The sequence below is a fragment of the Pleomorphomonas sp. NRK KF1 genome (genome assembly GCF_023721755.1).
GTDB lineage: Bacteria > Pseudomonadota > Alphaproteobacteria > Rhizobiales > Pleomorphomonadaceae > Pleomorphomonas.
The window spans coordinates 384366-405260 of record NZ_JAMDLH010000001.1 but is presented as its reverse complement, the minus strand read 5'-3'; the positions used below and the strand labels follow the sequence as shown (position 1 = coordinate 405260).

Here is a 20895-nt window from a genome sequence, read left to right as displayed (position 1 = left end):
GAAGCGGTCCGAAACCCGTTCGGGGTATGAAAGTGACAATGCCGATCGCAGCGGCCCTTCTGAGCGTCGCCGGGCTTGCCGGCGTCGCCGTGGTTGCGCCGATCCTCGTCGCCCGGCGCATTGCCTTGGCGACCTCCATCGTCTACGGCGCGAGCTTCGTTCTTGCCGCCGTGTTGCTTGTTTGCGGACTGTCGGCCCTTCTCGGCGGAAGCGCCTTCCAGGGTGCCGTCCACTTGCCGATCGGCCTGCCATGGATCGGCGCCCATTTCGTCCTCGACCCGCTCAGCGCCGCCTTCCTTGTGATCGTCGACTTCGGCGCCATGATCGCCTCGTTCTATGCCATCGGCTACGGTGCCCACGAAGAGGAGCCGGGGCGTGTGCTGCCCTTCTATCCGGCCTTCCTCGCCGGCATGAATCTAGTGGTGCTCTCGGCCGACGCCTTCGGCTTCCTGGTCGCCTGGGAGTTCATGTCGCTCAGCTCGTGGGCGCTGGTCATGGCGCACCACCACGACGCGGAAAACCGGCGTGCCGGCTATGTCTACCTGCTCATGGCGTCGTTCGGTACATTGATGCTGCTGCTCGCCTTCGGTCTGCTGGCCGGCCCGGACGGCGACTATATCTTCTCGGCCATCCGCACCGCCGCGCACGTCCCCTGGCTTTCCGGGCTGGTACTGGTGCTGATGTTGCTGGGAGCCGGTTCCAAGGCGGGTCTCGTTCCCTTGCATGTCTGGCTTCCGCTCGCCCATCCGGCCGCGCCGAGCCATGTGTCGGCGCTGATGTCGGGCGTTATGACGAAGGTCGCCGTCTATGCCTTCATCCGTGTCGTGTTCGATCTGGTCGGCGAGCCAGCGTGGTGGTGGGCGGTGACCGTGCTGACGCTGGGCGCAGGATCGGCCGTGCTCGGCGTTCTGCACGCCGTCCTCCAGCGCGACCTCAAGCGCCTTCTCGCCTACTCGACGGTCGAGAACGTCGGTATAATCTTCATCGGGCTCGGACTGGGTCTGGCCTTCAAGACCAACGACATGACCGGTGCTGCCGCCCTCGCAGTCACCGCTTCGGTCTTTCACGCCTTCAACCATTCCCTGTTCAAAAGCTTGCTGTTCTTTGGGGCCGGCAACGTGCTGACCGGCTCCGGTGAACGCGACATCGAGAAACTGGGTGGCCTCGTTCACCGAATGCCCGAGACGGCCTATCTGTTTCTCGGCGGCTGCCTTGCCATTTCGGCCCTGCCGCCGCTCAACGGCTTCGTGTCCGAGTGGCTGATCCTGCAGGCAATCCTTCTCAGCCCTGATCTGCCGCAGTGGGCATTGCGCTTCCTGGTGCCCGCCTCGGGCGCCATGCTGGCGCTTGCCGCTGCGCTCGCCGCCGCCTGCTTCGTGCGGGCCTTCGGCATCACCTTCCTCAGTCGCCCCCGTTCGCCGGCCGCCGAGACGGCGCACGAGGCGAGCCGCTGGCAAATCCGGGCGATGTATGCCCTCATGGCTCTTTGCCTTGTAGCCGGCGTCTTTCCCGGACCGTTTCTGGATGCCCTGTCCCCGGTGTCGCAGTTGCTGGTGGGTGGCGCCATGCCCAAGCAGCCCATCCTGCCGCATTTCTCGATCATCCCGATTTCCGAGAGCCGAAGCTCCTATTCCGGCTTCCTGGTGTTCTTCTTCATTCTGATGGCGAGCTGGGCAGCGATCCGCGTCATCCACAACTTCGCCTCGCGAGCCATACGCAGGGCGCCACCCTGGGATTGCGGCTTTCCCGATCCTTCGCCGGCAACGCAATACACGGCCGACAGCTTCGCTCAACCGATCCGCCGCGTGTTCGGCCCGATTGCCTTCCGGGCCAAGATCGGCCAGGCGATGCCGCCACCCGGCGACATGGCGCCCGCTCGCCTGACGCTGTCGCTCCGTGATCTGGTCTGGGAGTTCATCTATGCCCCCCTCGAAGGGGCCGTTCTCTACGCAGCCGAACGGCTCAACGTTCTGCAGTTCCTGACCATTCGCAGCTATCTCAGCCTGGTTTTCGCGGCGCTGGTCCTTCTTCTCGTGCTGGTGGCAACATGGGCCTGATCCTCGCCATCCTTGTCCAGGGCATCCAGATGATACTGGTGCTGGCGCTTGCCCCCGGTCTTGTCGGCTTCACCCGCAAGGTGAAGGCGCGCCTCCTTCGTCGACAGGGTCCTTCGATCCTGCAACCCTATCGCGACCTTCTGCGCCTCGTGCGCAAGGAAGCCGTTCTGGCGGACAACGCCTCGTGGCTGTTTCGCAACGCGCCCTACCTGATCTTCGCCACCACCTGGGTCGCTGCGGCGCTGGTGCCGACTTTCGCCACCGGGCTGCATTTCTCGTGGGCGGCCGACCTTATCGCCATTACCGCGCTGCTCGGCTCGGCGCGCTTCTTCCTGGCGCTCGCCGGCATGGACATCGGCACCGCCTTCGGTGGCATCGGGTCGAGCCGGGAAATGCTGTTTTCGACATTGGCCGAGCCGGCGATGATCATGATCGTGTTCACGGTGGCGCTGGTCGCCGGCTCCACCCAGCTGTCGACGGTGGCCGCCTTCATGGTCGACCACAGCACGTTGCGCGTCTCTCTCGGTCTGGCGTTGATCGGCCTGATCATCGTGGCACTGACCGAGAACGCCCGCGTGCCGGTCGACAATCCGGCGACCCACCTTGAGCTGACAATGGTGCACGAGGCCATGGTGCTTGAGTACTCCGGACGTCACCTCGCGGTGATCGAGCTCGCATCCGCGCTGAAACTGCTGCTCTACATTTCCCTGATCGCCTGCATTTTCGCCCCCTGGGGCATGGCTCGCCAGGACGATGGTCTGATCGGGATGGCAATCGGCGCCGTCACCTGGATCGGCAAGCTCGCCGTCGGCGGCTTCCTGATGGTTCTGTTCGAAACGGCCATCGCCAAGATGCGGGTATTCCGCGTGCCGGAGTTCGTCGGCGGGGCGCTGATGCTCGGCCTGCTTGGCACGCTGTTGCTGTTCGTCTCGAGGAGCTTCTGATGGAACGCTTCTCCCTTGATGCCGCGCATCTCCTCGCCGGCGGCATGGTGTTGGTGAGCTTCATGATGCTCTACCAGAACCGCATCCTCGGCCTTCTCAACGTGTTCGCCGCCCACGCCGTGGTGCTGTCGCTGTCGGTTGCCTGGCAAGCCTACGTCCAGGCGGCACCGCATCTCTTCGTGACCGCCGCCATCGCACTGCTTCTCAAGGCGATCACCATCCCGGTGGCGCTGCACCATATGGTGCTGCGCCTCGGCGTCCATCGCGATATCGAGACGGTGGGCGGCATCGGCCCGACCATGCTGATGGGCATGGGCCTTGTGGCGCTGTCTATGGTCGTCATGCTGCCCGCCGCCGCCGAAGCCGACCCGATCGCCCGCGAGGATCTCGCGCTCGCCCTGTCGGTCATCCTGCTCGGCCTGCTGATGATGGTGACGCGCCAGAACGCCATCAGCCAGATCGTCGGCTTCATGAGCCTTGAAAACGGTCTGGTCCTGGCAGCAACCGGTGCCCGCGGCATGCCGCTGGTGGTGGAAATCTCCGTCGCCTTTTCGGTGCTGGTCGCCTTCATCGTCATCGGCGTCTTCCTGTTCCGCATTCGCGAGCGTTTCGACACCATCGACACCCAGGCTCTCGACGACTTCCGGGAGGGCCGGGAATGACCGCCTTTCTCCATCAGTTCCCGTTCGCTCCCATCGATGCCGTTCTGGTGGTGCCCGGTATCGCCGCCCTGCTCCTTGCGCTGATCCCGCAGTACAAGCTCGGTTCCCGCGTCAACATGCTGGCCTCGGGCCTCACCTTCCTTTGCGCGTTGACGCTCCTCATCGAGCGCCCAGATCCGGCGGTAAGCTTCCTGTTCGTCGACGACCTCAACGTCGTCTTCATCGTGCTCGGCACCTTCGTCGGCTTCACCACCTCGATCTTCTCGGCGAGCTACATCGGTCACGAGATCGAGATCGGTCGTCTGAAGCCGGGCTACATCCGTTTCTATCACGGCATGTATCAGGCGCTGTCCTTCTCGATGAATCTCGGGCTGACGGCCAACAATGTCGGTCTGATGTGGGTGGCGGTCGAACTCGCCACGCTGACCACCGTGCTGATGGTCGGCCTCTACCGCACGCAGGCGGCGCTGGAAGCGGCCTGGAAATACTTCATCCTGGGCTCGGTCGGCATCGCGCTGGCACTGTTCGGGACCATCCTGATCTACATGGCCGCCCGACCGGTGATCGGCGAGGGCCACGACGCCATGGTGTGGACGACGCTGATCGCCAATGCCGCCGCCTTCAGCCCGGAACTTCTGAACGTCGCCTTCGTGTTCCTGATGCTCGGCTACGGCACCAAGGTCGGTCTCGCGCCATTGCACGCCTGGCTGCCCGATGCCCATGCCGAAGGTCCGACGCCGATCTCGGCGGTGCTTTCCGGCCTTCTGCTCAACGTGGCGCTCTATGCGCTCCTGCGCTTCAAGATGTTGCTCGCCGCCAACCCCTTCGCCGTGGCGCCGGGGCCGCTTCTTGTGACCCTCGGTCTCGTGTCGCTGATCTTCGCGGCCTTCATGCTGTACCTCCGGCGCGACATCAAACGCCTGTTCGCCTATTCGTCGATCGAGCACATGGGACTGATCGCCTTCGCCTTCGGCATGGGCGGACCGCTCGCCAACTTCGCCGGTCTCCTGCACATGACCATGCATTCGCTAACGAAATCGGCGATCTTCTTTGCCGTCGGTCAGGTGGCGCAGGTCAAGGGCACGCAGAAGATCGCCGATATCCGAGGCCTCACGGAGAGTCATCCGACGCTGGGCTGGAGCCTTGTCGTCGGTGTCGCCGCCATCGCCGGCCTGCCACCCATGGGCATCTTCACCAGCGAGTTCCTGCTGGTGAGCTCGACATTCGCGCGCGAACCTTTGCTTGCCATACCTCTGGTCGTCGGTTTGCTTCTGGCATTTGGCGCCCTCATCTGGCGGCTCACCGGCGTGGCCTTCGGCAAGCCGTCGTCAAGTGTCGTCGATGCCGGTCGGCGACCGTCGATGCTGCCGCTCATCATTCATCTCGTTCTGGTCCTGATCGCCGGCATCTACCTGCCGGGGCCATTGGTGGCCTGGTTCCAGAACGTCGCCAGGATGCTGGGGTGAGATCATGAGCACGCTCCGCACCGCCCTCCTGAACACGGCCCTCACCATCGAAGAGCAGAGGCCCTGGCCGCGCATCACCGTCGATGTCGATACCTGGCGGCAGGCGACACTGGCTATTGCCGCCGGCAACGCCACCCTCTCCGGCCTCTGGGCCGAACCCGGCGCCGTGCATATGGCGCTGCTCGACGATGAGGACGGCGCCCTGATGGTGCTGACCCTCGCGACGCCAGATGGCCGCTTTCCGTCAGTCGGTCTCACCCATCCGCCTGCTCAGCGCTTCGAACGGGCGATCGTCGACCTCTACGGGTTCGTTGCGGACGGCATGCCGGATGACAGGCTCTGGCTCGATCACGATCGCTGGGGCGTTCGTGCCCCACTCGGCTCAGCTGCCTTTGTCCCTGCCGACGGCTCGGCCTATGCTTTCCTCAAAGCCGAAGGCCCGCCGCTGCATCAGATCGCCGTCGGCCCGGTGCACGCCGGCATCATTGAACCAGGACATTTCCGCTTTTCTGCCAACGGTGAGATCATCGTTCGCCTTGAGGAGCGGCTGGGTTACGTCCACAAGGGCATTGAGGGACTGCTCACGGACACGACGCTCGAAGCGGCGGCAAAGGTGGTCGCCCGCGTTTCGGGCGACAGCACGGTGGCCTACTCCCTGGCGTTCGCACGAGCAGCCGAGGCGGCCCTGGGCGTCGGCGTGCCGCAAAGGGCGATATGGCTGCGCGCCCTGATGACCGAGCTCGAGCGGCTCGCCAACCATCTTGGCGACATAGGCGCCATCTGCAACGACGCCGCCTTCGCGCTGATGCTCGCCCATTGCGGCATGCTCCGCGAAGAGGTGCTGCGTGCGGCCAAGGCCGCCTTCGGCCATCGGCTGATGATGGACCGTATCGTTCCTGGCGGGGTCACTGCCGATCTTCATGACTCCGGGGCGATCAAAGCGCTGACCGCTTACATTCGCCAGCGTTTTCCTCGTCTTGTGGAGCTCTACGACAACACGGCTTCGTTGCAGAACCGAACCGTCTCGACGGGGCGGCTCTCAGCCGGTCTCGCCCGTCGTTTCGGCGCCGGCGGTCCGATCGGCCGTGCCTCTGGCCGGGCTTTCGACGCTCGCAAGGCGCCCGGCTATCCGCCTTATGGCGATCTCGACTTCAAGATGGCGGTTCGGGACGCTGGCGATGTCGATGCCCGCATCTGGGTGCGCATCGACGAGGTCTACGAGAGCCTCGAACTGATCGAGCAAATCGTCGACCGCCTGCCACCCGGTCCGATCGCCTATCCGCTGGCACCGGCGCTGCGCGAGCGCAGAGTTCCCCAGGCCGGCGGCCTTGCCAACGAGCCACGCGATGGAGCGACCGAAGGACTTGCCTTGATCGAGAGCTTCCGTGGTGACGTGCTGGTATGGCTCAGGACGGATGAGACCGGCCGGGTACTGAGAGGAACCGTTCGCGATCCCTCGGCCTTTCAGTGGCCGCTTCTGGAGGCTGCGATCGAAGGCAATATCGTTGCCGACTTTCCCCTCTGCAACAAGTCCTTCAACTGCTCCTATTCCGGCCACGACCTTTGAGACGGAATCTCGACCATGCGTAGAATGTTGCTCGAAGGGCTTTTTCGGCGGCCGGTGACCGAAGGGACGCCGGCGGTCAATGACGCCGAAGTCGACGCTCTGGCTGAACGGCTCGGGGTGTCCGCCAAGACGCGCCTCGGCCGCAGCCTGTCCATCCGCGAAGTGGATGCCGGATCTTGCAACGGCTGCGAGCTGGAGATTCACGCTCTCAACAACAGCTACTATGATGTCGAGCGCTTCGGTCTGCGCTTCGTCGCCTCGCCCCGCCACGCCGACGTGCTGATGGTGACCGGACCGGTGACGGCCAACATGCGTGAGGGCCTAGAGCGCACCTATGCCGCCACGCCGGCCCCCAAATGGGTGGTTGCGGTGGGCGACTGCGGCGCCGGTTGCGGGGTATTCGGCAAAAGCTATGCGGTGATAGGCGCCGTGTCCGACGTCATCCCGGTCGACCTCGTCATTCCCGGCTGCCCGCCGGAGCCGATCGACATGCTGAAGGGGCTGATCGGCCTCATCGAGGCGAGCGCTCGCGGCTAGAGCCGCCGACCGAACCACCAGAGAATCAGCGGTTTGCGCCAAGCAGCGATTTCAGCCACCGGACCGTAGACTGGCGTCTTGGCGAGGGCGGCGAGATAGGGGCGAACGAAGGCAAGCGGTAGAAAGGCCGGCCTTGCTCTTGGATCGGTCTCGGCAAAGGCGGAAAGCGCCTTCTCGAGGTGACTGGTGGCGCTATCCCTGAGGTTGGCCAGAACGCCAGCCAGTTCCTCGGCCTTGCGACCGTGGCGCACATCGTCCGGTTCGATTCCGGCCGCTTTCAAGAGGTCGGCAGGAAGGTAGACCTGGTTGCGGCGCGCATGGATCGGCAAGGCGCGCATCAGTCCCGTCAGGGCATAGGCGACGCCGGCATGACCGGCAGCGTCGGCCGCCTTCGGATCGGCACCCTCGCAGAGCACCTGCGCCACTTCGAGAAACAGGACCGATGCCGTCTCTCCGGCGTAGCCTTCGAGATCGTTCAGCGTCGGCATGGCGTCGTCGTAGAGATCGAAACGTCGCGCATCCAACAGGTTGACGAAGCCCGATCGCCGCAACGAAAAGCGGCGAATGGTATCGATCAACGCGGCGGCGACGGGGTGTCCGGCGACGTCCCCCCTCGCCTCGCCCTCGATGGCGTCGATCCACCATTGCAGGCGAATCTCACCTGGCATCGCTTCGTGGATGCTCTCGCGGATGCGCGCAGCCTCGTAGGAGAAAGCATGAATGGCGAAGGCGTGCCGACGCTTGTCCTCGGGTAGGAGCCCGTCGGCAAGCCAGCGGTCTCGATCGTGGTCGCGAACGAGACCTTCGCAATAGCGGTAGGCATCGTTGAGGCGGTCCAAGGGCGCCATCAGTCGACCGCCAGAAGCGCGGCGGCGAACCGGCGTCGTTCACCCAGCATCACATTGAACAATCGGATGGCGGCCCCGGTAGACATGGCCTCATGCTTGACGCCACGTGCGCTCAAGGCTTCGGCCAGGCTGCGTGCGACCGGAATGAGGTCACGGCCGGTGCCGACGAGCAGCATGTCGATGTCCGCCGCCTCTTCGATAACCTGAGCCAGACTGTCGAGAGTGATGTCGGCAGGGGAAACCGCCGGCCAGCCATGCACCCCCGACGGCAGGATCAGGATCGATCCTCGGTGCGACATCCCGCCAAATCTGAAGCCACCGTTGCCGTAAGCCTCCACCGGCACCTGCTCGGGCAGGTGCTGCTCGCGGCGTTCCAGTGCACGGCCTCGCGGCCCGAACAGCTTCATCGGCGGCGCTCCCGAGAAGATACGCCCAAACTCACGCCGGCTCGGCGGCCTCTTCGGCGTCATCCTCGGCCTTTTTCGTCGACTTGTCGCCGGCCAATTGCGGATCGAGGAAGATCAGGACCGGAGCGGCAATGAAGATCGACGAGTAGGTACCGATCAGCACGCCGAACAGCATCGACGCGGTAAACGAACGAATCACCTCGCCGCCGAAAATGACCAGAGCGGCCAGCGCGATGAGCGTTGTCAGTGCGGTATTGGTGGTACGCGTCAGCGTCTGATTGATGGCGAGGTCGAGGAGAACAACCAGATTGAGGCGTTTGTACTTGCGCCTCATCTCGCGGATTCGATCATAGACCACGACCGTATCATTCAACGAGTAGCCGACGATGGTCAGGATGGCGGCGATGGACGAGAGGTTGAACTCGACCTGCGTGACGGCGAAGAAACCGATGGTCAGGACGACGTCGTGCAGCGTCGCGATCACCGCACCGAGCGAGTACTGCCACTCGAAGCGGAACCAGACGTACACCATGATGAGGCACAGCGCAGATATGATGCCGAGAATGCCGTTCTGGGCCAGCTCGCCAGAGACGCGCGGGCCAACCATTTCGGTGCGGCGATAGTCGACGCTGTCACCGAGAGCAGCTTGGACCTTTGTGACGACGGCGGCCTGCGCCTCGTCGCCGCCTTCCTGACGGGCGATGCGGATCAGCACGTCATCGTCGGTGCCGAAGGATTGGACCTGGACCTCGCCGAGGCCCAGTCCATTGAGCTGGCTGCGAATCCCTTCAAGGTCGGCAGGACCGGATTTTGTCTGGATTTCCATGAGCGTACCGCCCTGGAAATCGATGCCGGTGTTCATGCCGTGGGTGTAGAGAACCACAAAGCAAAGAACCGACGCGATGCCGGAGACGAGGAAGCTCCACTTCCTCCACCGCATGAAGGGGATCTTGGTGTCGTCGGGAAACAGGCGAAGCAGGCGCATGATGGAGCCTCGGGGTCCGGATCAGAGCGGAACGACAGACGGCCGCCGATAGCGGACCCAGGTCGCCACTACCAGTCGGGTGAAGGTAATGGCGGTGAACATGGTAGTGACGATACCGATCACGTGCGTGACGGCGAATCCCTTGACGGGACCGGAACCCATCTGGAACAGCACGATGGCTGCGATCAACGTCGTTATGTTGGCGTCGAGAATGGTGCCGAAAGCGCGACGGAAACCGGCGTCGATGGCCGAGACCGGCGATCGGCCCAACCTTTGCTCTTCGCGGATTCGCTCGTAAATCAGCACGTTGCTGTCAACCGCCATGCCCATGGTAAGCACGATGCCGGCGATGCCGGGCAGCGTCAGGGTCGCCTGCAATATGGTGATGATCGCCATGATCAGGACCAGATTGACCACCAGGGCGAGGTTGGCGAAGACGCCGAACAGACCATAGGACGCCAGCATGAAGATAACCACGGCCACAGTACCGATCAGCGCGGCCCGCTCGCCGGCGGCGATCGAGTCCGCGCCGAGCCCCGGACCAACGGTTCGCTCCTCGGCAACCGAAAGCTTGGCCGGCAGAGCGCCGGCACGGAGCAGCACGGCGAGATCGTTGGCCGTTTCGACCGTGAAGTTGCCGGAAATCTGGCCCGACCCCTGGGTGATCGGCTCATTGATGCGCGGCGCGGAGATGATCTCGTCGTCGAGTACAATGGCGAACAGCCGGCCGACGTTGTCGGAAGTCACCTGGGCGAACTTCCTGGCACCGGACGTCGACAGGCGGAAGGAAACCACCGGCTCGTTGGTCTGGCTCTGGAAGGACGTCTGGGCGTCGGTGAGGTCCTCACCAGTCATCAACGGCGTCTCGTCGACGACCATCGGCATGCCGCCTTCCTTCTGCTTCAGAAGGATTTCGCCTGGCGGCAGGTTGCCCTTCGCCGCTTCGTCGGCCGACACGTTGAGGTCGACGAGATGGAAGGTCATCTGGGCGGTACGGCCGATGATGTTCTTGAGGCGAGCCGGATCCTTCTCGCCTGGCGCCTCGACCAGAATACGATCGGAACCCTGGCGCTGGATGGACGGCTCGACGGCCCCCATCTGATCGACGCGCCGACGGATGACCTCGATCGACTGCTGAACGACGGTGCCGAGTCTCTTGTCGAGACCGGTTTCGGAGAACCCGAGGCGCATCAGGCCATCGGAGCCTTGATCGAGCTGAAACTCCGTGACGGCAGTCCCACCGAGGGCGCCGGTCGACAGCGGATTGAGCAAATTGCCCAGACGCTTCGCGGCTTCCTCCACCTTGTCGGCGTCGCGGATCTTCAGCTGGACCACATCGCCCTGAATGCCGAGCCCCGTATAGCCGATGCGCGGATCTTCGCGCATGGCCTGACGAATATCGCCCTCGAGCGCCTTGAGCCGCTTCTGCTTGTAGTCGTTCACGTCGACCTGATAGAGCAGATAGACGCCGCCCTGAAGGTCGAGGCCGAGGACCACCTGTCGTCCCGGGAGCCACGAGGGCCAGTAAGTCTTGATCTGGTCCGAGGTGAGGTAGTTGGGGATCAGGACCACGAGAGCGACGAAAATCGTCAGGAGAATCGTGGTTACCTTCCAGCGGGAAAAGTAGAGCATTTGCTGCCTCGGACCTTATTGGCCGAAAGCGGGCAGCCATGCTGCCCGCTGTCCATCTTGTTCCGAACGATCGGTCAGTTGCCTTCCTTGACGGGCTCGCCCTTGCTGCGAAGCTGCTGGACGAGACCAGAGGCAACGCGGACCTGCACCTTGTTCGTGCCGTCGCCGACATCGAGCAGCAGTTCGTTGTCGTCGACCACCTTGAGGATCTTGCCGATCAGGCCACCCTGCATCACGACCACGTCGCCGCGCCGCAGGTTCTTCAGCATGTCGCGATGCTCCTTGGCCTTGCGCTGCTGCGGCCGGATGAGCAGGAAATACATGATGACGAAGATCAGGATGAAGGGCGCAAACTGGATCAGGAAGTCGGCGCCACCGGGAGCGGCACCGGCCGCCTGCGCAAAGGCTGGGGTCACGAACATCAGGTCAACTCCATTGGCCTGCCACCGCCCGCGAGCCGGACCGACGAGGCACTGAGACATCGAAGAGCGGCGAACCGGCCATTCGAAAGTGGCCGGAATATACCTAGGCCGAAGGACTTTGCAAACCAAAGCTATGCACCGCCAGCTACCGATCGGCCTCTCTAGGTAGTCTCCGGCAGGAAATGCGACGAAGCGTACCGGAAACAGCCATCGCAGGTTTGCATCGGCCTATGGGCAGGGCTAGAGAATGCTTCGGAGTACCGCGCGGTACACAGGCGTGTGCTCAGGCATGTACCAGCGGGACAGAGGAGCATGAACGTGAGCGCTTCCCCCATCGAAACACTGAACGCCCACCTGGAGCGCATAGCCGACCTTCTCGAGCGGCTTGCACCCGCCCTGCCCGACAAACCCGACCTCGACGCGAGCGATGCGTTCGTGTTCATAGCAGAACCGGCCTCGTTGCAACCGGTCGGGCGCGTCAACCGGGTCGACATCGCACTCCTCAAGGGCATCGATCGCAACCGCGACATGATCGTCGCCAACACCGAGCGCTTCGCTCGCGGCCTTCCCGCCAACAACGTCCTTCTCTGGGGCGCTCGCGGCATGGGCAAGTCCTCATTGGTGAAAGCATCCCAGGCGGAGGTCAATCGGCGGCTCGCCGACCGATCCGGATTCACACCGGTGAAGCTGATCGAGATCCACAGGGAAGATATCGAGAGCCTTCCCGCTCTGATGAAAATGCTGCGTGACAGCCCTCATCGCTTCATCCTGTTCTGTGACGACCTTTCGTTCGACCACGGGGACACGTCATACAAGTCGCTCAAGGCCGTGCTGGAAGGCGGCATTGAGGGGCGGCCGGACAACGTCGTGTTCTACGCGACGTCGAATCGTCGCCACCTCCTGCCGCGCGACATGATGGAGAACGAGCGGGCGACGGCGATCAACCCCGGCGAGGCGGTTGAGGAGAAGGTGTCACTGTCCGATCGCTTCGGTCTATGGGTCGGCTTTCACAACTGCTCGCAGGAGGAATACCTTGAGATGGTGCGCGGTTACGTCGCGGCGCTGGAACTCGAAGTCGACGCGGATGTTCTTCGAGCGGAAGCTCTGGAATGGGAGCGGACGCGTGGCGCACGGTCGGGCCGAGTCGCCTGGCAATATGTCCAGGACCTTGCGGGCCGGCTCAGGCTTGGCGACTGATCGGTGCGATGTGGGAGGAGATGAGAGATGAGGCAGGTCATTGCGGTAGGCATCCTCGCCCTGCTCGCGGGCTGCGTATCGTCACCGGTGCCGGTCGTCTACAAGACCGGGTCCAGCTTCGCGGAGCGGCAAGCGGCGGCCGATCAATGCCGCATCGAGTCGCTTGAGAAAATTCCGCAAGCCATGGTTACGGTCGTTCGACCGCCGGAATACAGACCTGGATTTACCGAGTGCCGGGAAGACCCGGTGAGCGGTCGTCGCTACTGTCGCGAGACCGGCGGATTCGTCTATCCCGGCAGCAGCCATACGCGGGACGTCAACGCCGAACTGCGGGAACGCTATATCGGCGGTTGCCTGCGGCGCGCCGGATTTGACGTGATTGCCAAGCCGATCTGTGGCGGCGATGCCGGAGCCGCCTACGTGGCAGGCCGCGACAATCAGGCACCGGCTGCCTCGCTCGCCTGCGTCACAGAGGATGAGCGGGTCATACCGCGCGATTGGCGCTGAGCGTTCCCTGGGATCGCTCGAATAAAAAGGCCGGCGGCCGAAGCCGCCGGTTGAAGGAAATGTGCTGTCTGTACTGACGATCCGTCAGCCGCTGAGATAGGGCAGAGGATCGACCGGACGATTGCCGTTGCGGATCTCGAAGTGCAATTGCGGCCTGCTGACATTGCCGGTGGCGCCGACCTTGGCGATGGTCTGGCCGCGAAGGATGCTGTCCCCACGCTGAACCAGCACTTCACTGGCATGGGCATAAGCCGACACGAATCCATTGGGATGCTTCACAAGCACCAGATTGCCAAAGCCTTTCAGCTCGTTGCCGGCGTAGATCACCTGGCCGCCCTCGGCCGCCTTGATCGGCGTTCCCTCGGGCACTTCGATGTTGATGCCGTCATTGCGTTCGCCGCCGGGCTTGACGCCGAAGGCGGAAATAACGCGGCCACGCACCGGCCAGCGGAAGCTGCCGTCTGCGGCGCTTTCAACACCAGACGACGTCGGCGTGGTCGTCTTTGCGCTGGGCTGGGTTTGGCTTGGAGCCAACGCAGCGGTCTGCTGATTGGCCTGCTTGCCGGGTGCATTGCCGGCCGGAGGCAACAGGCCTGGCTTGGCATCCGTCGCCGTGGAGCTTGGCGCCATGGCCACAGCGGTAGTCGGAGCGCGTGCAGGCTTGCCCGGCGCGGCTGCTGCGACCTCGCTAGACACCGACTTCGGCACCGGCGGCTTCACGGGCGGCAGCTGCCCCAAAACCTGAGGTCCGGGCGCTGTTGTCGCGGCGGCAGGAGCGGCAACGGCGGCCGTCTGTTGACCGTAGGCGGGGATGACAATGTTCTGGCCAGGCGTCAGCTGAGCCCCGGCGACAAGACCGTTGGCGGCGAGAAGAGACGACTCGGCGACGCCATAACGGCGGGCAAGTACCTGCACGGTATCACCCGGCTTGACCGTGATGGCGGTGCCGTTCGAAGGCGTCCAGGGCTGGGTGCCGGTGGCTGCCCCGGTCGTCGGCAGCGAAGCGGTCTGGTTCGGACGAACGTAAGCACCATTGTTGACCACGGCGCCCGGTGCCGGCGGCAAGGTGCTGGAAGACACGGACCCCGATGAGGGATAGGTGGAGGCTGGCGCAGCATAGGTCTGCTGCGGGTAGGCCGGTTGCGCATAGGCGGGCTGCGCGTAGGTCGCCTGGGCGTTTATGGATCCGGTCGGCATCGGATCGGCGCGCCCAATGATCTGGTCCTGGTTGTCCGTTTCGGCAAACACGTTTCCGAAGCGGCTGACGTCGCCGCTGCAGCCGGCCGAAAAGCCGGCCAGTATGGCAACGGCGGCAACCTGGGCCAGGAAGCGGGAGGTCCGGCAGATCGCTAGGTTACTCATGATCATCAGGTCTCGCCTGCTCGACTTCAACTGTAATGATTAAGCCGCAGTAACGTTGATAAAGGCTTAAAGCGACAAGACATCCGGCATCGAGCGGCTTCCAGACTCTCGGAAAACGGCGGATTTCCTCAAGACTTTCGGTGAACGAGCGCGGCTTGAGAGTTGGGACTCAGAGCCGCCGGGCCACACCTTCCCTCAACGGGAACTGCCGGATCGCGCCAAGCTCGGCCCGATGAAACAGACGCCCATCGCGCGAGATTCGCACCAGCGTCTGCGTGTGGCCGACTCCCACCGGGGCGACCAGAATCCCCTTGTCGGCGAGCTGATCGAGGAGCGCCGTCGGCACCTTCTCAACCGCTCCATCGACGAGGATGCGATTGTATGGCGCGTGGCGAGTGAAGCCCTCGAGACCATCGCCGAGAAGGGTGATGACGTTGGATATCCTAAGCGCCGAAAGGCGGTCCTCGGCGATATCGATCAGGCTGCGAAACCTGTCCATCGTCACCACCTGGGCGGCGAGATGGGCGAGAATGGCCGCCTGAAATCCTGAACCGCAGCCGACCTCAAGCACCCGATCGCTTGGCTCGACGGCCAGCGCGGACACCATCAAGGCCACGGTGGAGGGGGCATTGATGGTTTGACCACATTCGATGGGCAAGGATCGATCGAGATAGGCGCTCGCCTGGTGGGATGCGGCCACGAACATCCGACGTGGAACGAGCTCAAGGGCACGCAACAGCCGGGTATCGGTGACACCCATGCCGCGGAGCTTCATCGTCAGCTCCGCGATCGCCACCTTGTCCGGCTCAAAAGGCCTCATCGACACCATTCTCTCGCGCAATGCCGCAAAACATGAATTGCGACGCTGCATTTATGACGGAGGTGTCAAAAGTAAGACGAACAGCCTTGAAAAAGGGTTTCGATCAGAACAGGGCCTGCAGTTTCTCCATGGTCGCCATGTCCGTCAGGTCGAGGCGAAGCGGACTGACGGAGACCTTGTTGCGCGAAATCGCAAACGCGTCGGTCCCTTGCGCGCAGAGCATCTCGCCGCGCCGGAAGGTCAGCCAGTAATAGGGCTTGTGGCGGGCATCGATTCGCTTCTCCACGTCGATGCCATGGTCGTAGGCGAAGTTTCCCTGCCGCGTCACTTCGACGCCCGCCACCTCTGATGGTCGACAGTTGGGGAAGTTGACGTTGATGAACGTGCCGTGGGCAATCCCCTGCCCCGTCAGCTTCCTGAGAATATCCGGCCCCAGGGCTTCCGCGGTCTCGAAGGGAATGCGCCCGACGAAATCCTCGTAGGCCTGGCTCAAGGCGACCGCGGGTATGCCGAGCAACGTCGCCTCGATGGCGCACGCGACGGTTCCCGAATAGGTGACGTCATCGGCCATGTTGGTGCCGGCATTAACGCCCGACAGCACGAGATCGGGACGCTCAGGCAGGATGTGGCGAACGCCCATGATGACGCAGTCGGTCGGCGTGCCGCGCACGGCAAAGCGGCGGTCGTCGATCTTGCGCGCCCGGAGCGGGTCGTGCAGCGTTAGCGAGTGGGCGAAGCCGGACTGGTCCGTCTCGGGAGCGACAACCCAGACGTCGTCGCTCAAGGCACGCGCGATGTTCTCGAGTGCCACGAGGCCCGGCGCATGAATACCATCATCATTGGAAATCAGGATGCGCATGGTCGGACCTTCCGTTTGACGATCAAGCTTTTTCAAGGCGCGCAACGCCGCCCATCAGAGGCAGCAGCACATCCGGGACGGTCACCGAGCCATCCTCGTTCTGCCAGGTCTCCATGACGGCAATGAGGGCGCGGCCGACGGCGACGCCGGAACCGTTGAGCGTATGCACGAAGCGGGTGCCCTTGGGCTCGCCGGTCGGACGATAGCGGGCGTTCATGCGGCGCCCCTGGAAATCACCGCAGACAGAGCAGGACGAGATCTCCCGGAACTTCTTTTGGCCGGGTAGCCAAACCTCGATATCGTAGGTCTTGCGGCTGCCGAACCCCATGTCGCCGGTGCAAAGCGTCACGACGCGATAGGCGAGCCCGAGGCGCTTCAGCACCTCTTCGGCGCAGGCAAGCATGCGCTCGTGCTCTTCGATCGACTTTTCCTGGGCGGTTATGGATACGAGCTCCACCTTGTTGAACTGGTGCTGACGCAGCATGCCGCGCACGTCGCGACCGGCGGACCCGGCTTCCGAACGGAAGCACGGCGTCAGCGCGGTGAAGCGCAACGGCAGATCCTTCTCTTCCAGGATCTCTTCGCGAACGAGGTTGGTCAGGGGCACTTCGGCCGTCGGGATCAGCCAGCGACCATCGGTCGTCTTGAAGAGATCCTCGGCAAACTTGGGCAGTTGACCGGTGCCGTACATCACCTCGTCGCGCACCATCAGCGGCGGGATCACCTCGGTGTAGCCATGCTCGATGGTGTGCAGGTTGATCATGAACTGGCCGAGTGCGCGCTCGAGGCGGGCGAGATGGCTCTTCACCACGGTGAAGCGGGCGCCAGCCAGCTTGGCCGCGCGCTCGAAGTCCATCATGCCGAGCCCTTCACCAAGCTCGAAATGTTCTCTCGCCCAGTTGAACTGGCGCGGCTCGCCGAAGCGGTGATGCTCGACGTTGGCATTTTCGTCCGGCCCGTCGGGCACGTCGTCAAGCGGCGTGTTGGGAATGACCGACAGAGCGGCATCGAGGGCGGCATCGAGTTCGCGCTCCTTCGCCTCGCCGTCCTGGATGAAGGACTTGATGCGCGCGACCTCTTCCATCAGTTCGGCGGCGCGAGCCTCGTCCTTGGTGGCCTTGGCCTTTCCAATCTCCTTGGAGGCAGCGTTGCGGCGCTCCTGCGCCTCCTGCAGCGACTTGATGTTGACCCGGCGCGCATCATCGAGACGGATCGCCTCCGACACGGTGGCTTCGGCGAGGTCCGCCGACTGGTTGCGACGCATCAGGGCGTGCTTCAGGGCTTCCGGATTGTCGCGAATCCACTTGATGTCGAGCATTGGCTTTCCCCGCGCGGCACGTCCGCCGGAGCCCTCGCATCAGCCTTCGGTGGTGGAGACGTCCCGGGACTCGCCGCGCTTGTTGATGTACCTGACGGCAATGATGGACACTTCGTAGAGAAGCATCGTCGGAACCGCAAGCAGGATTTGGCTCATCGGGTCGGGCGGCGTCAGCACGGCGGCCACGACGAAGGCGAGCAGGATGGCGTATCGACGCCAGGACTTGAGCCCGGCCTCAGTGACGACCCCAACGCGACCGAGCAGCGTCAGCACGACCGGCAACTGAAAAACGATGCCGAAGGCGAAGATCAGCGTCATGATCAGGCCAAGGTATTCGGACACCTTGGGAAGCAGTTCGATCGCCGCCTGGCCGTTGCCGCCGGCTTGCTGCATCGAGAGAAAAAACATCATGATGGTGGGCATTACAAAGAAGAACACCATCAGCGCGCCGAGCAGAAAAAGGATCGGCGTCGCGACAAGGAACGGCAGGAAGGCTTGCCGCTCGTGCTTGTAGAGGCCGGGCGCCACGAACATGTAGATCTGGTTGGCGATCACGGGGAAGGCAACGAACAAGGCGCCGAAGAGGGCGAGTTTGAGCTGTGTGAAGAAATACTCCTGCGGCGCGGTGTAGATGAGCTTCACGCTCTGCTCGGCTCCGGCCGCCCGCTCATAGGGGATGACCAGGATGTTGAAAATGTCCTGGGCGAAGAAGAAGCAGAGCAAAAAACAGACGAGGATTGCCGCGACCGACTTGAGAAGGCGCGATCGCAACTCGGTGAGATGCTCGATAAGGGGCGCCTTGGACGCCTCGAGCTCGTCTTCTTCCTGCTTGGTGGTCATGCGCTGCCCCCGCGCTTTTCATCGGAAGCCGTCGGCCCGGACACTTGTGCCTCTGTCTTCTCGGCATCGGTCGGTGACGCCATTTCCACCGGTGAGGCCGCCTCTGCCGATCCTTCCGATCCGATCGGGGCTTCGACTGCGGGCGGTAAAGAATCGGTCGAATCCGGACGCGTGACTGACGTGTCGGCCTTGGGCGGAATTGGCGCCATCACCGACTTCTTGAGGTCGTCCCCGAAATTACGCACGGGATCGAAAGTCTTCTTGAGATCGGTCAGCGGATTGGCACTCTGAACGCTGCTCTTGATGTCGCTCAGGTCGGCCTCTCGCTCGGCCTCGCGTAGCGCCTGGCTGAACTGCGCCTGCATGTCGCCCGCCATGCGCCGCGCCTTGCCCACCATCTGGCCGACGGTCCTGAGCAGGCGCGGCAGATCCTTGGTAGGAAAGACGATGAGCGCCACGATGGCGATCACCAGGATTTCCGTCCAGCCGATATCAAACATCGTTCACACGTCCGCCATCGGCGCCCATCACACCATTCGGGTGCGAGACCCTGAAAAGAACGCACCGCGACCGATCAGGTCCGGGGGGCGTCGTCCGTCTTGTTCTCGACGGGCTTCGGCGGCGTTTCCTCGTCGTCGGACATGCCCTTCTTGAAGTTCTTGATACCCTTGGCGAAATCACCCATCAGCTCGGGGATCTTGCCACGGCCACCGAACAGGATAAGGACCACGACCAAGACGATCAGCCAATGCCAGATGCTCAACGAACCCATTTCTGTCTCCTGAGGGCGCACGCCCAAAAGTGGCGGCACTCTTGCACAACGAACGCCCTGTCGCAAGAAACCGCGACAACGCTATGAAGGAAATCCGGCTTTCTCAAGATGACGCCGAGCCGATCCGCCAGAACCTCACTCTTCAGGCGGCAAAGGCGCATAATCCTGGAAATCAAGCTCGGTCAGGGGATCCTCATCGGGCATCAAAGCATCCGATGCATTGGGGACGGGAACGCGAAAGCCCGGCGGCACCGCGCCCTCCAGGAATCCGGCTGCCTTGAGATCGTCAACGCCGGGAAGATCGGTTACCGCATCAAGGCCGAAATGGACGAGGAAGGCTTCGGTGGTGCCGTAGGTGAGCGGACGTCCCGGCGTACGACGGCGGCCGCGCATCCTGATCCAGCCGGTTTCCATCAGCACGTCGAGCGTGCCCTTGTTGGTGGATACGCCGCGAATCTCCTCGATCTCCGCGCGAGTGACGGGCTGGTGGTAGGCGATGATGGCGAGCGTCTCCAGCGCGGCGCGCGACAACTTCTTCGGCTCGACCTGCTCCCGCGTCAGCAGGTGGGCAAGGTCGGGCGCCGTCCGGAACATCCACTTGCCGGCCACTTCGACAAGGTTCACGCCCCGAGACGCGTAGATGGTGCGAAGATCGGCCAGCACCTGGGGTACGTCGGTGCCGGGCGCAAGGCGTTCGGCAAGTTCATCGGCGCCGACCGGTTGCGCCGAGGCAAAAAGGATCGCTTCGGCGCCACGAATCGCCGTCATCCAGGCTTCGTACTCGGCAGGGTCGCGATCGCCGGCAAACAGCCGCAGCTGACCGTGCGGCGTATCGTCGCCGAGGCTCGAACGGTTCATTGGTCGCCCTCCTCCGGCACGTCCGGCTTGCCCTGTCCCTTGCGCATGTAGAGAGGAGCAAAAGGTCCCGACTGCATCAACTCCATCCGCCCTTCGCGCACAAGTTCCAGTGACGCAGAAAAAGCCGAGGCGCGAACGGTGGCCCGCGATTCCGGACCGGTCATGTAGCGGATGAGATAGTCATCAATGGGTGTCCAATCGGGAATCGCTCCGATCAGGCGTTCCAGAAGATCGCGTGCATCGGCCAGCGCCCAGACCTGCCGCTTTCGGACCGTATGGACGCGCACCATGTCGCGCTGGCGCTGTCGGCCGTAGGCGTCGAGCAGATCGAAAAGGCTCGCTTCCCAGAGCGAGCGTCTCACGAGACCCATTTCTTCCGGCGCGCCGCGCGGCAATACGTCGCGCCCCAAGCGCGAACGGTCGACGAGACGCTCCGCCAGGATGCGGATTCCCTCAAGCCGCTTAAGCCGCATCGCCAGCATGCCGGCGAGTTCCTCGGCGGAAGGTTCGTCTCCAGGGGCTTCCTCGGGCGGCAACATCAGGCGCGACTTGAGATAGGCAAGCCAGGCAGCCATGACGAGATAATCGGCGGCGAGTTCCAACCTCCGTTCACCCAACCGCTCGATGAAGGCCAGATACTGATTGGCCAAAGCGAGGATGGATATGCGGGCGAGGTCGACTTTCTGGTTGCGCGCCAGCGTCAACAACAGATCGAGCGGCCCTTCGAAGCCGTCGAGGTCGACCACGAATGCCTCTCCGGCTGTCGCATCGATATCGAGCCGGGTTTCGCTCCACTCGTCGGTTGTCGCCATGGAAGGCCGTTTCACCCCGCGTT

22 protein-coding genes are annotated in these 20895 nt (G+C 63.4%); 8 read left to right on the top strand and 14 right to left on the bottom strand.

The genetic code is table 11. The annotated features are described in order from the left end of the window. Nucleotides 1-38 precede the first annotated feature (38 nt). From hyfB to M4J39_RS01770, 6 genes are read left to right on the top strand one after another with little or no spacing between them, the layout of a single operon-like run. Entirely contained in the window at nt 39-2057 is a 2019-nt protein-coding gene (gene hyfB, locus M4J39_RS01795; protein WP_251725977.1) for a hydrogenase 4 subunit B, read from the top strand. Then, the gene (locus tag M4J39_RS01790) at nt 2048-3001 is read left to right on the top strand and encodes a respiratory chain complex I subunit 1 family protein (protein ID WP_251725975.1); all 954 of its coding nucleotides are present in this window, start codon (nt 2048-2050) and stop codon (nt 2999-3001) included. Before hyfB ends, M4J39_RS01790 begins: the two co-directional genes overlap by 10 nt. Next, the gene (locus tag M4J39_RS01785; protein WP_251725974.1) at nt 3001-3663 is read left to right on the top strand and encodes a hydrogenase-4 component E; all 663 of its coding nucleotides are present in this window, start codon (nt 3001-3003) and stop codon (nt 3661-3663) included. Before M4J39_RS01790 ends, M4J39_RS01785 begins: the two co-directional genes overlap by 1 nt. Beyond that, a complete protein-coding gene (locus tag M4J39_RS01780) occupies nt 3660-5129 on the top strand; it encodes a hydrogenase 4 subunit F (RefSeq protein WP_251725972.1) in 1470 nt (489 codons plus the stop codon). Before M4J39_RS01785 ends, M4J39_RS01780 begins: the two co-directional genes overlap by 4 nt. A gap of 4 nt (nt 5130-5133) precedes the next feature. Next, the gene (locus tag M4J39_RS01775; RefSeq protein ID WP_251725970.1) at nt 5134-6696 is read left to right on the top strand and encodes an NADH-quinone oxidoreductase subunit C; all 1563 of its coding nucleotides are present in this window, start codon (nt 5134-5136) and stop codon (nt 6694-6696) included. 15 nt (nt 6697-6711) lie between these two features. After that, nucleotides 6712-7233: an NADH-quinone oxidoreductase subunit B family protein gene (locus M4J39_RS01770; protein WP_251725968.1), complete on the top strand. Its 522-nt coding sequence runs from the start codon at nt 6712-6714 to the stop codon at nt 7231-7233. On the opposite strand, the gene M4J39_RS01765 is transcribed toward M4J39_RS01770, so the two are convergent. The 5 genes from M4J39_RS01765 to yajC all read right to left on the bottom strand — a co-directional run bounded on the left by M4J39_RS01765 (nt 7230) and on the right by yajC (nt 11527). Next, entirely contained in the window at nt 7230-8081 is an 852-nt protein-coding gene (locus M4J39_RS01765) for a phytoene/squalene synthase family protein (protein WP_251725966.1), read from the bottom strand. The genes M4J39_RS01770 and M4J39_RS01765 overlap by 4 nt on opposite strands. Then, complete coding sequence (locus M4J39_RS01760) at nt 8081-8488, bottom strand: Mth938-like domain-containing protein (protein WP_251725964.1); 408 nt, start codon at nt 8486-8488, stop codon at nt 8081-8083. The genes M4J39_RS01765 and M4J39_RS01760 overlap by 1 nt, the downstream gene beginning before the upstream one ends. 31 nt (nt 8489-8519) lie before the next feature. Next, nucleotides 8520-9473 carry a protein translocase subunit SecF gene (secF, locus tag M4J39_RS01755; RefSeq protein ID WP_251725962.1) on the bottom strand — a complete coding sequence of 318 codons (954 nt, stop codon included), beginning with the start codon at nt 9471-9473 and terminating at the stop codon, nt 8520-8522. A gap of 21 nt (nt 9474-9494) precedes the next feature. Then, nucleotides 9495-11105: a protein translocase subunit SecD gene (gene secD, locus M4J39_RS01750; RefSeq protein ID WP_251725961.1), complete on the bottom strand. Its 1611-nt coding sequence runs from the start codon at nt 11103-11105 to the stop codon at nt 9495-9497. A gap of 74 nt (nt 11106-11179) precedes the next feature. Further along, on the bottom strand, nt 11180-11527 hold the full coding sequence (gene yajC, locus M4J39_RS01745) for a preprotein translocase subunit YajC (protein WP_251725959.1): 348 nt from the start codon (nt 11525-11527) through the stop codon (nt 11180-11182). Nucleotides 11528-11845: 318 nt separating this feature from the next. On the opposite strand from yajC, the gene M4J39_RS01740 reads away from it, so the two are divergent. Further along, nucleotides 11846-12724 carry a DUF815 domain-containing protein gene (locus M4J39_RS01740; RefSeq protein ID WP_251725957.1) on the top strand — a complete coding sequence of 293 codons (879 nt, stop codon included), beginning with the start codon at nt 11846-11848 and terminating at the stop codon, nt 12722-12724. Between the two features lie 27 nt (nt 12725-12751). After that, nucleotides 12752-13231 (top strand): hypothetical protein, encoded by a 480-nt coding sequence (locus tag M4J39_RS01735; protein WP_251725955.1) that lies wholly within the window; start codon nt 12752-12754, stop codon nt 13229-13231. Nucleotides 13232-13315: 84 nt separating this feature from the next. Here the strand turns inward: M4J39_RS01735 and M4J39_RS01730 are convergent, their stop codons facing one another. The 9 genes from M4J39_RS01730 to M4J39_RS01690 all read right to left on the bottom strand — a co-directional run bounded on the left by M4J39_RS01730 (nt 13316) and on the right by M4J39_RS01690 (nt 20872). Further along, on the bottom strand, nt 13316-14599 hold the full coding sequence (locus tag M4J39_RS01730; protein ID WP_251725953.1) for a M23 family metallopeptidase: 1284 nt from the start codon (nt 14597-14599) through the stop codon (nt 13316-13318). A gap of 163 nt (nt 14600-14762) precedes the next feature. Then, nucleotides 14763-15413 carry a protein-L-isoaspartate(D-aspartate) O-methyltransferase gene (locus M4J39_RS01725; RefSeq protein ID WP_251725952.1) on the bottom strand — a complete coding sequence of 217 codons (651 nt, stop codon included), beginning with the start codon at nt 15411-15413 and terminating at the stop codon, nt 14763-14765. Between the two features lie 103 nt (nt 15414-15516). Further along, nucleotides 15517-16272 (bottom strand): 5'/3'-nucleotidase SurE, encoded by a 756-nt coding sequence (gene surE / locus M4J39_RS01720; RefSeq protein WP_251725950.1) that lies wholly within the window; start codon nt 16270-16272, stop codon nt 15517-15519. 22 nt (nt 16273-16294) lie between these two features. Further along, on the bottom strand, nt 16295-17590 hold the full coding sequence (serS, locus tag M4J39_RS01715) for a serine--tRNA ligase (RefSeq protein WP_251725949.1): 1296 nt from the start codon (nt 17588-17590) through the stop codon (nt 16295-16297). Between the two features lie 39 nt (nt 17591-17629). Then, nucleotides 17630-18430, bottom strand: coding sequence for a twin-arginine translocase subunit TatC (gene tatC, locus M4J39_RS01710; protein ID WP_251725948.1), 801 nt, complete (start codon nt 18428-18430; stop codon nt 17630-17632). Further along, nucleotides 18427-18930, bottom strand: a complete 504-nt coding sequence (gene tatB, locus M4J39_RS01705; protein WP_254004740.1) for a Sec-independent protein translocase protein TatB — start codon at nt 18928-18930, stop codon at nt 18427-18429. Before tatB ends, tatC begins: the two co-directional genes overlap by 4 nt. A gap of 74 nt (nt 18931-19004) precedes the next feature. Then, nucleotides 19005-19202 carry a twin-arginine translocase TatA/TatE family subunit gene (locus tag M4J39_RS01700; RefSeq protein ID WP_251725946.1) on the bottom strand — a complete coding sequence of 66 codons (198 nt, stop codon included), beginning with the start codon at nt 19200-19202 and terminating at the stop codon, nt 19005-19007. Between the two features lie 135 nt (nt 19203-19337). Beyond that, nucleotides 19338-19970 carry an SMC-Scp complex subunit ScpB gene (scpB, locus tag M4J39_RS01695; protein ID WP_251726773.1) on the bottom strand — a complete coding sequence of 211 codons (633 nt, stop codon included), beginning with the start codon at nt 19968-19970 and terminating at the stop codon, nt 19338-19340. Nucleotides 19971-20056: 86 nt separating this feature from the next. Next, the gene (locus M4J39_RS01690; RefSeq protein ID WP_251725945.1) at nt 20057-20872 is read right to left on the bottom strand and encodes a ScpA family protein; all 816 of its coding nucleotides are present in this window, start codon (nt 20870-20872) and stop codon (nt 20057-20059) included. Nucleotides 20873-20895: the final 23 nt, after the last annotated feature.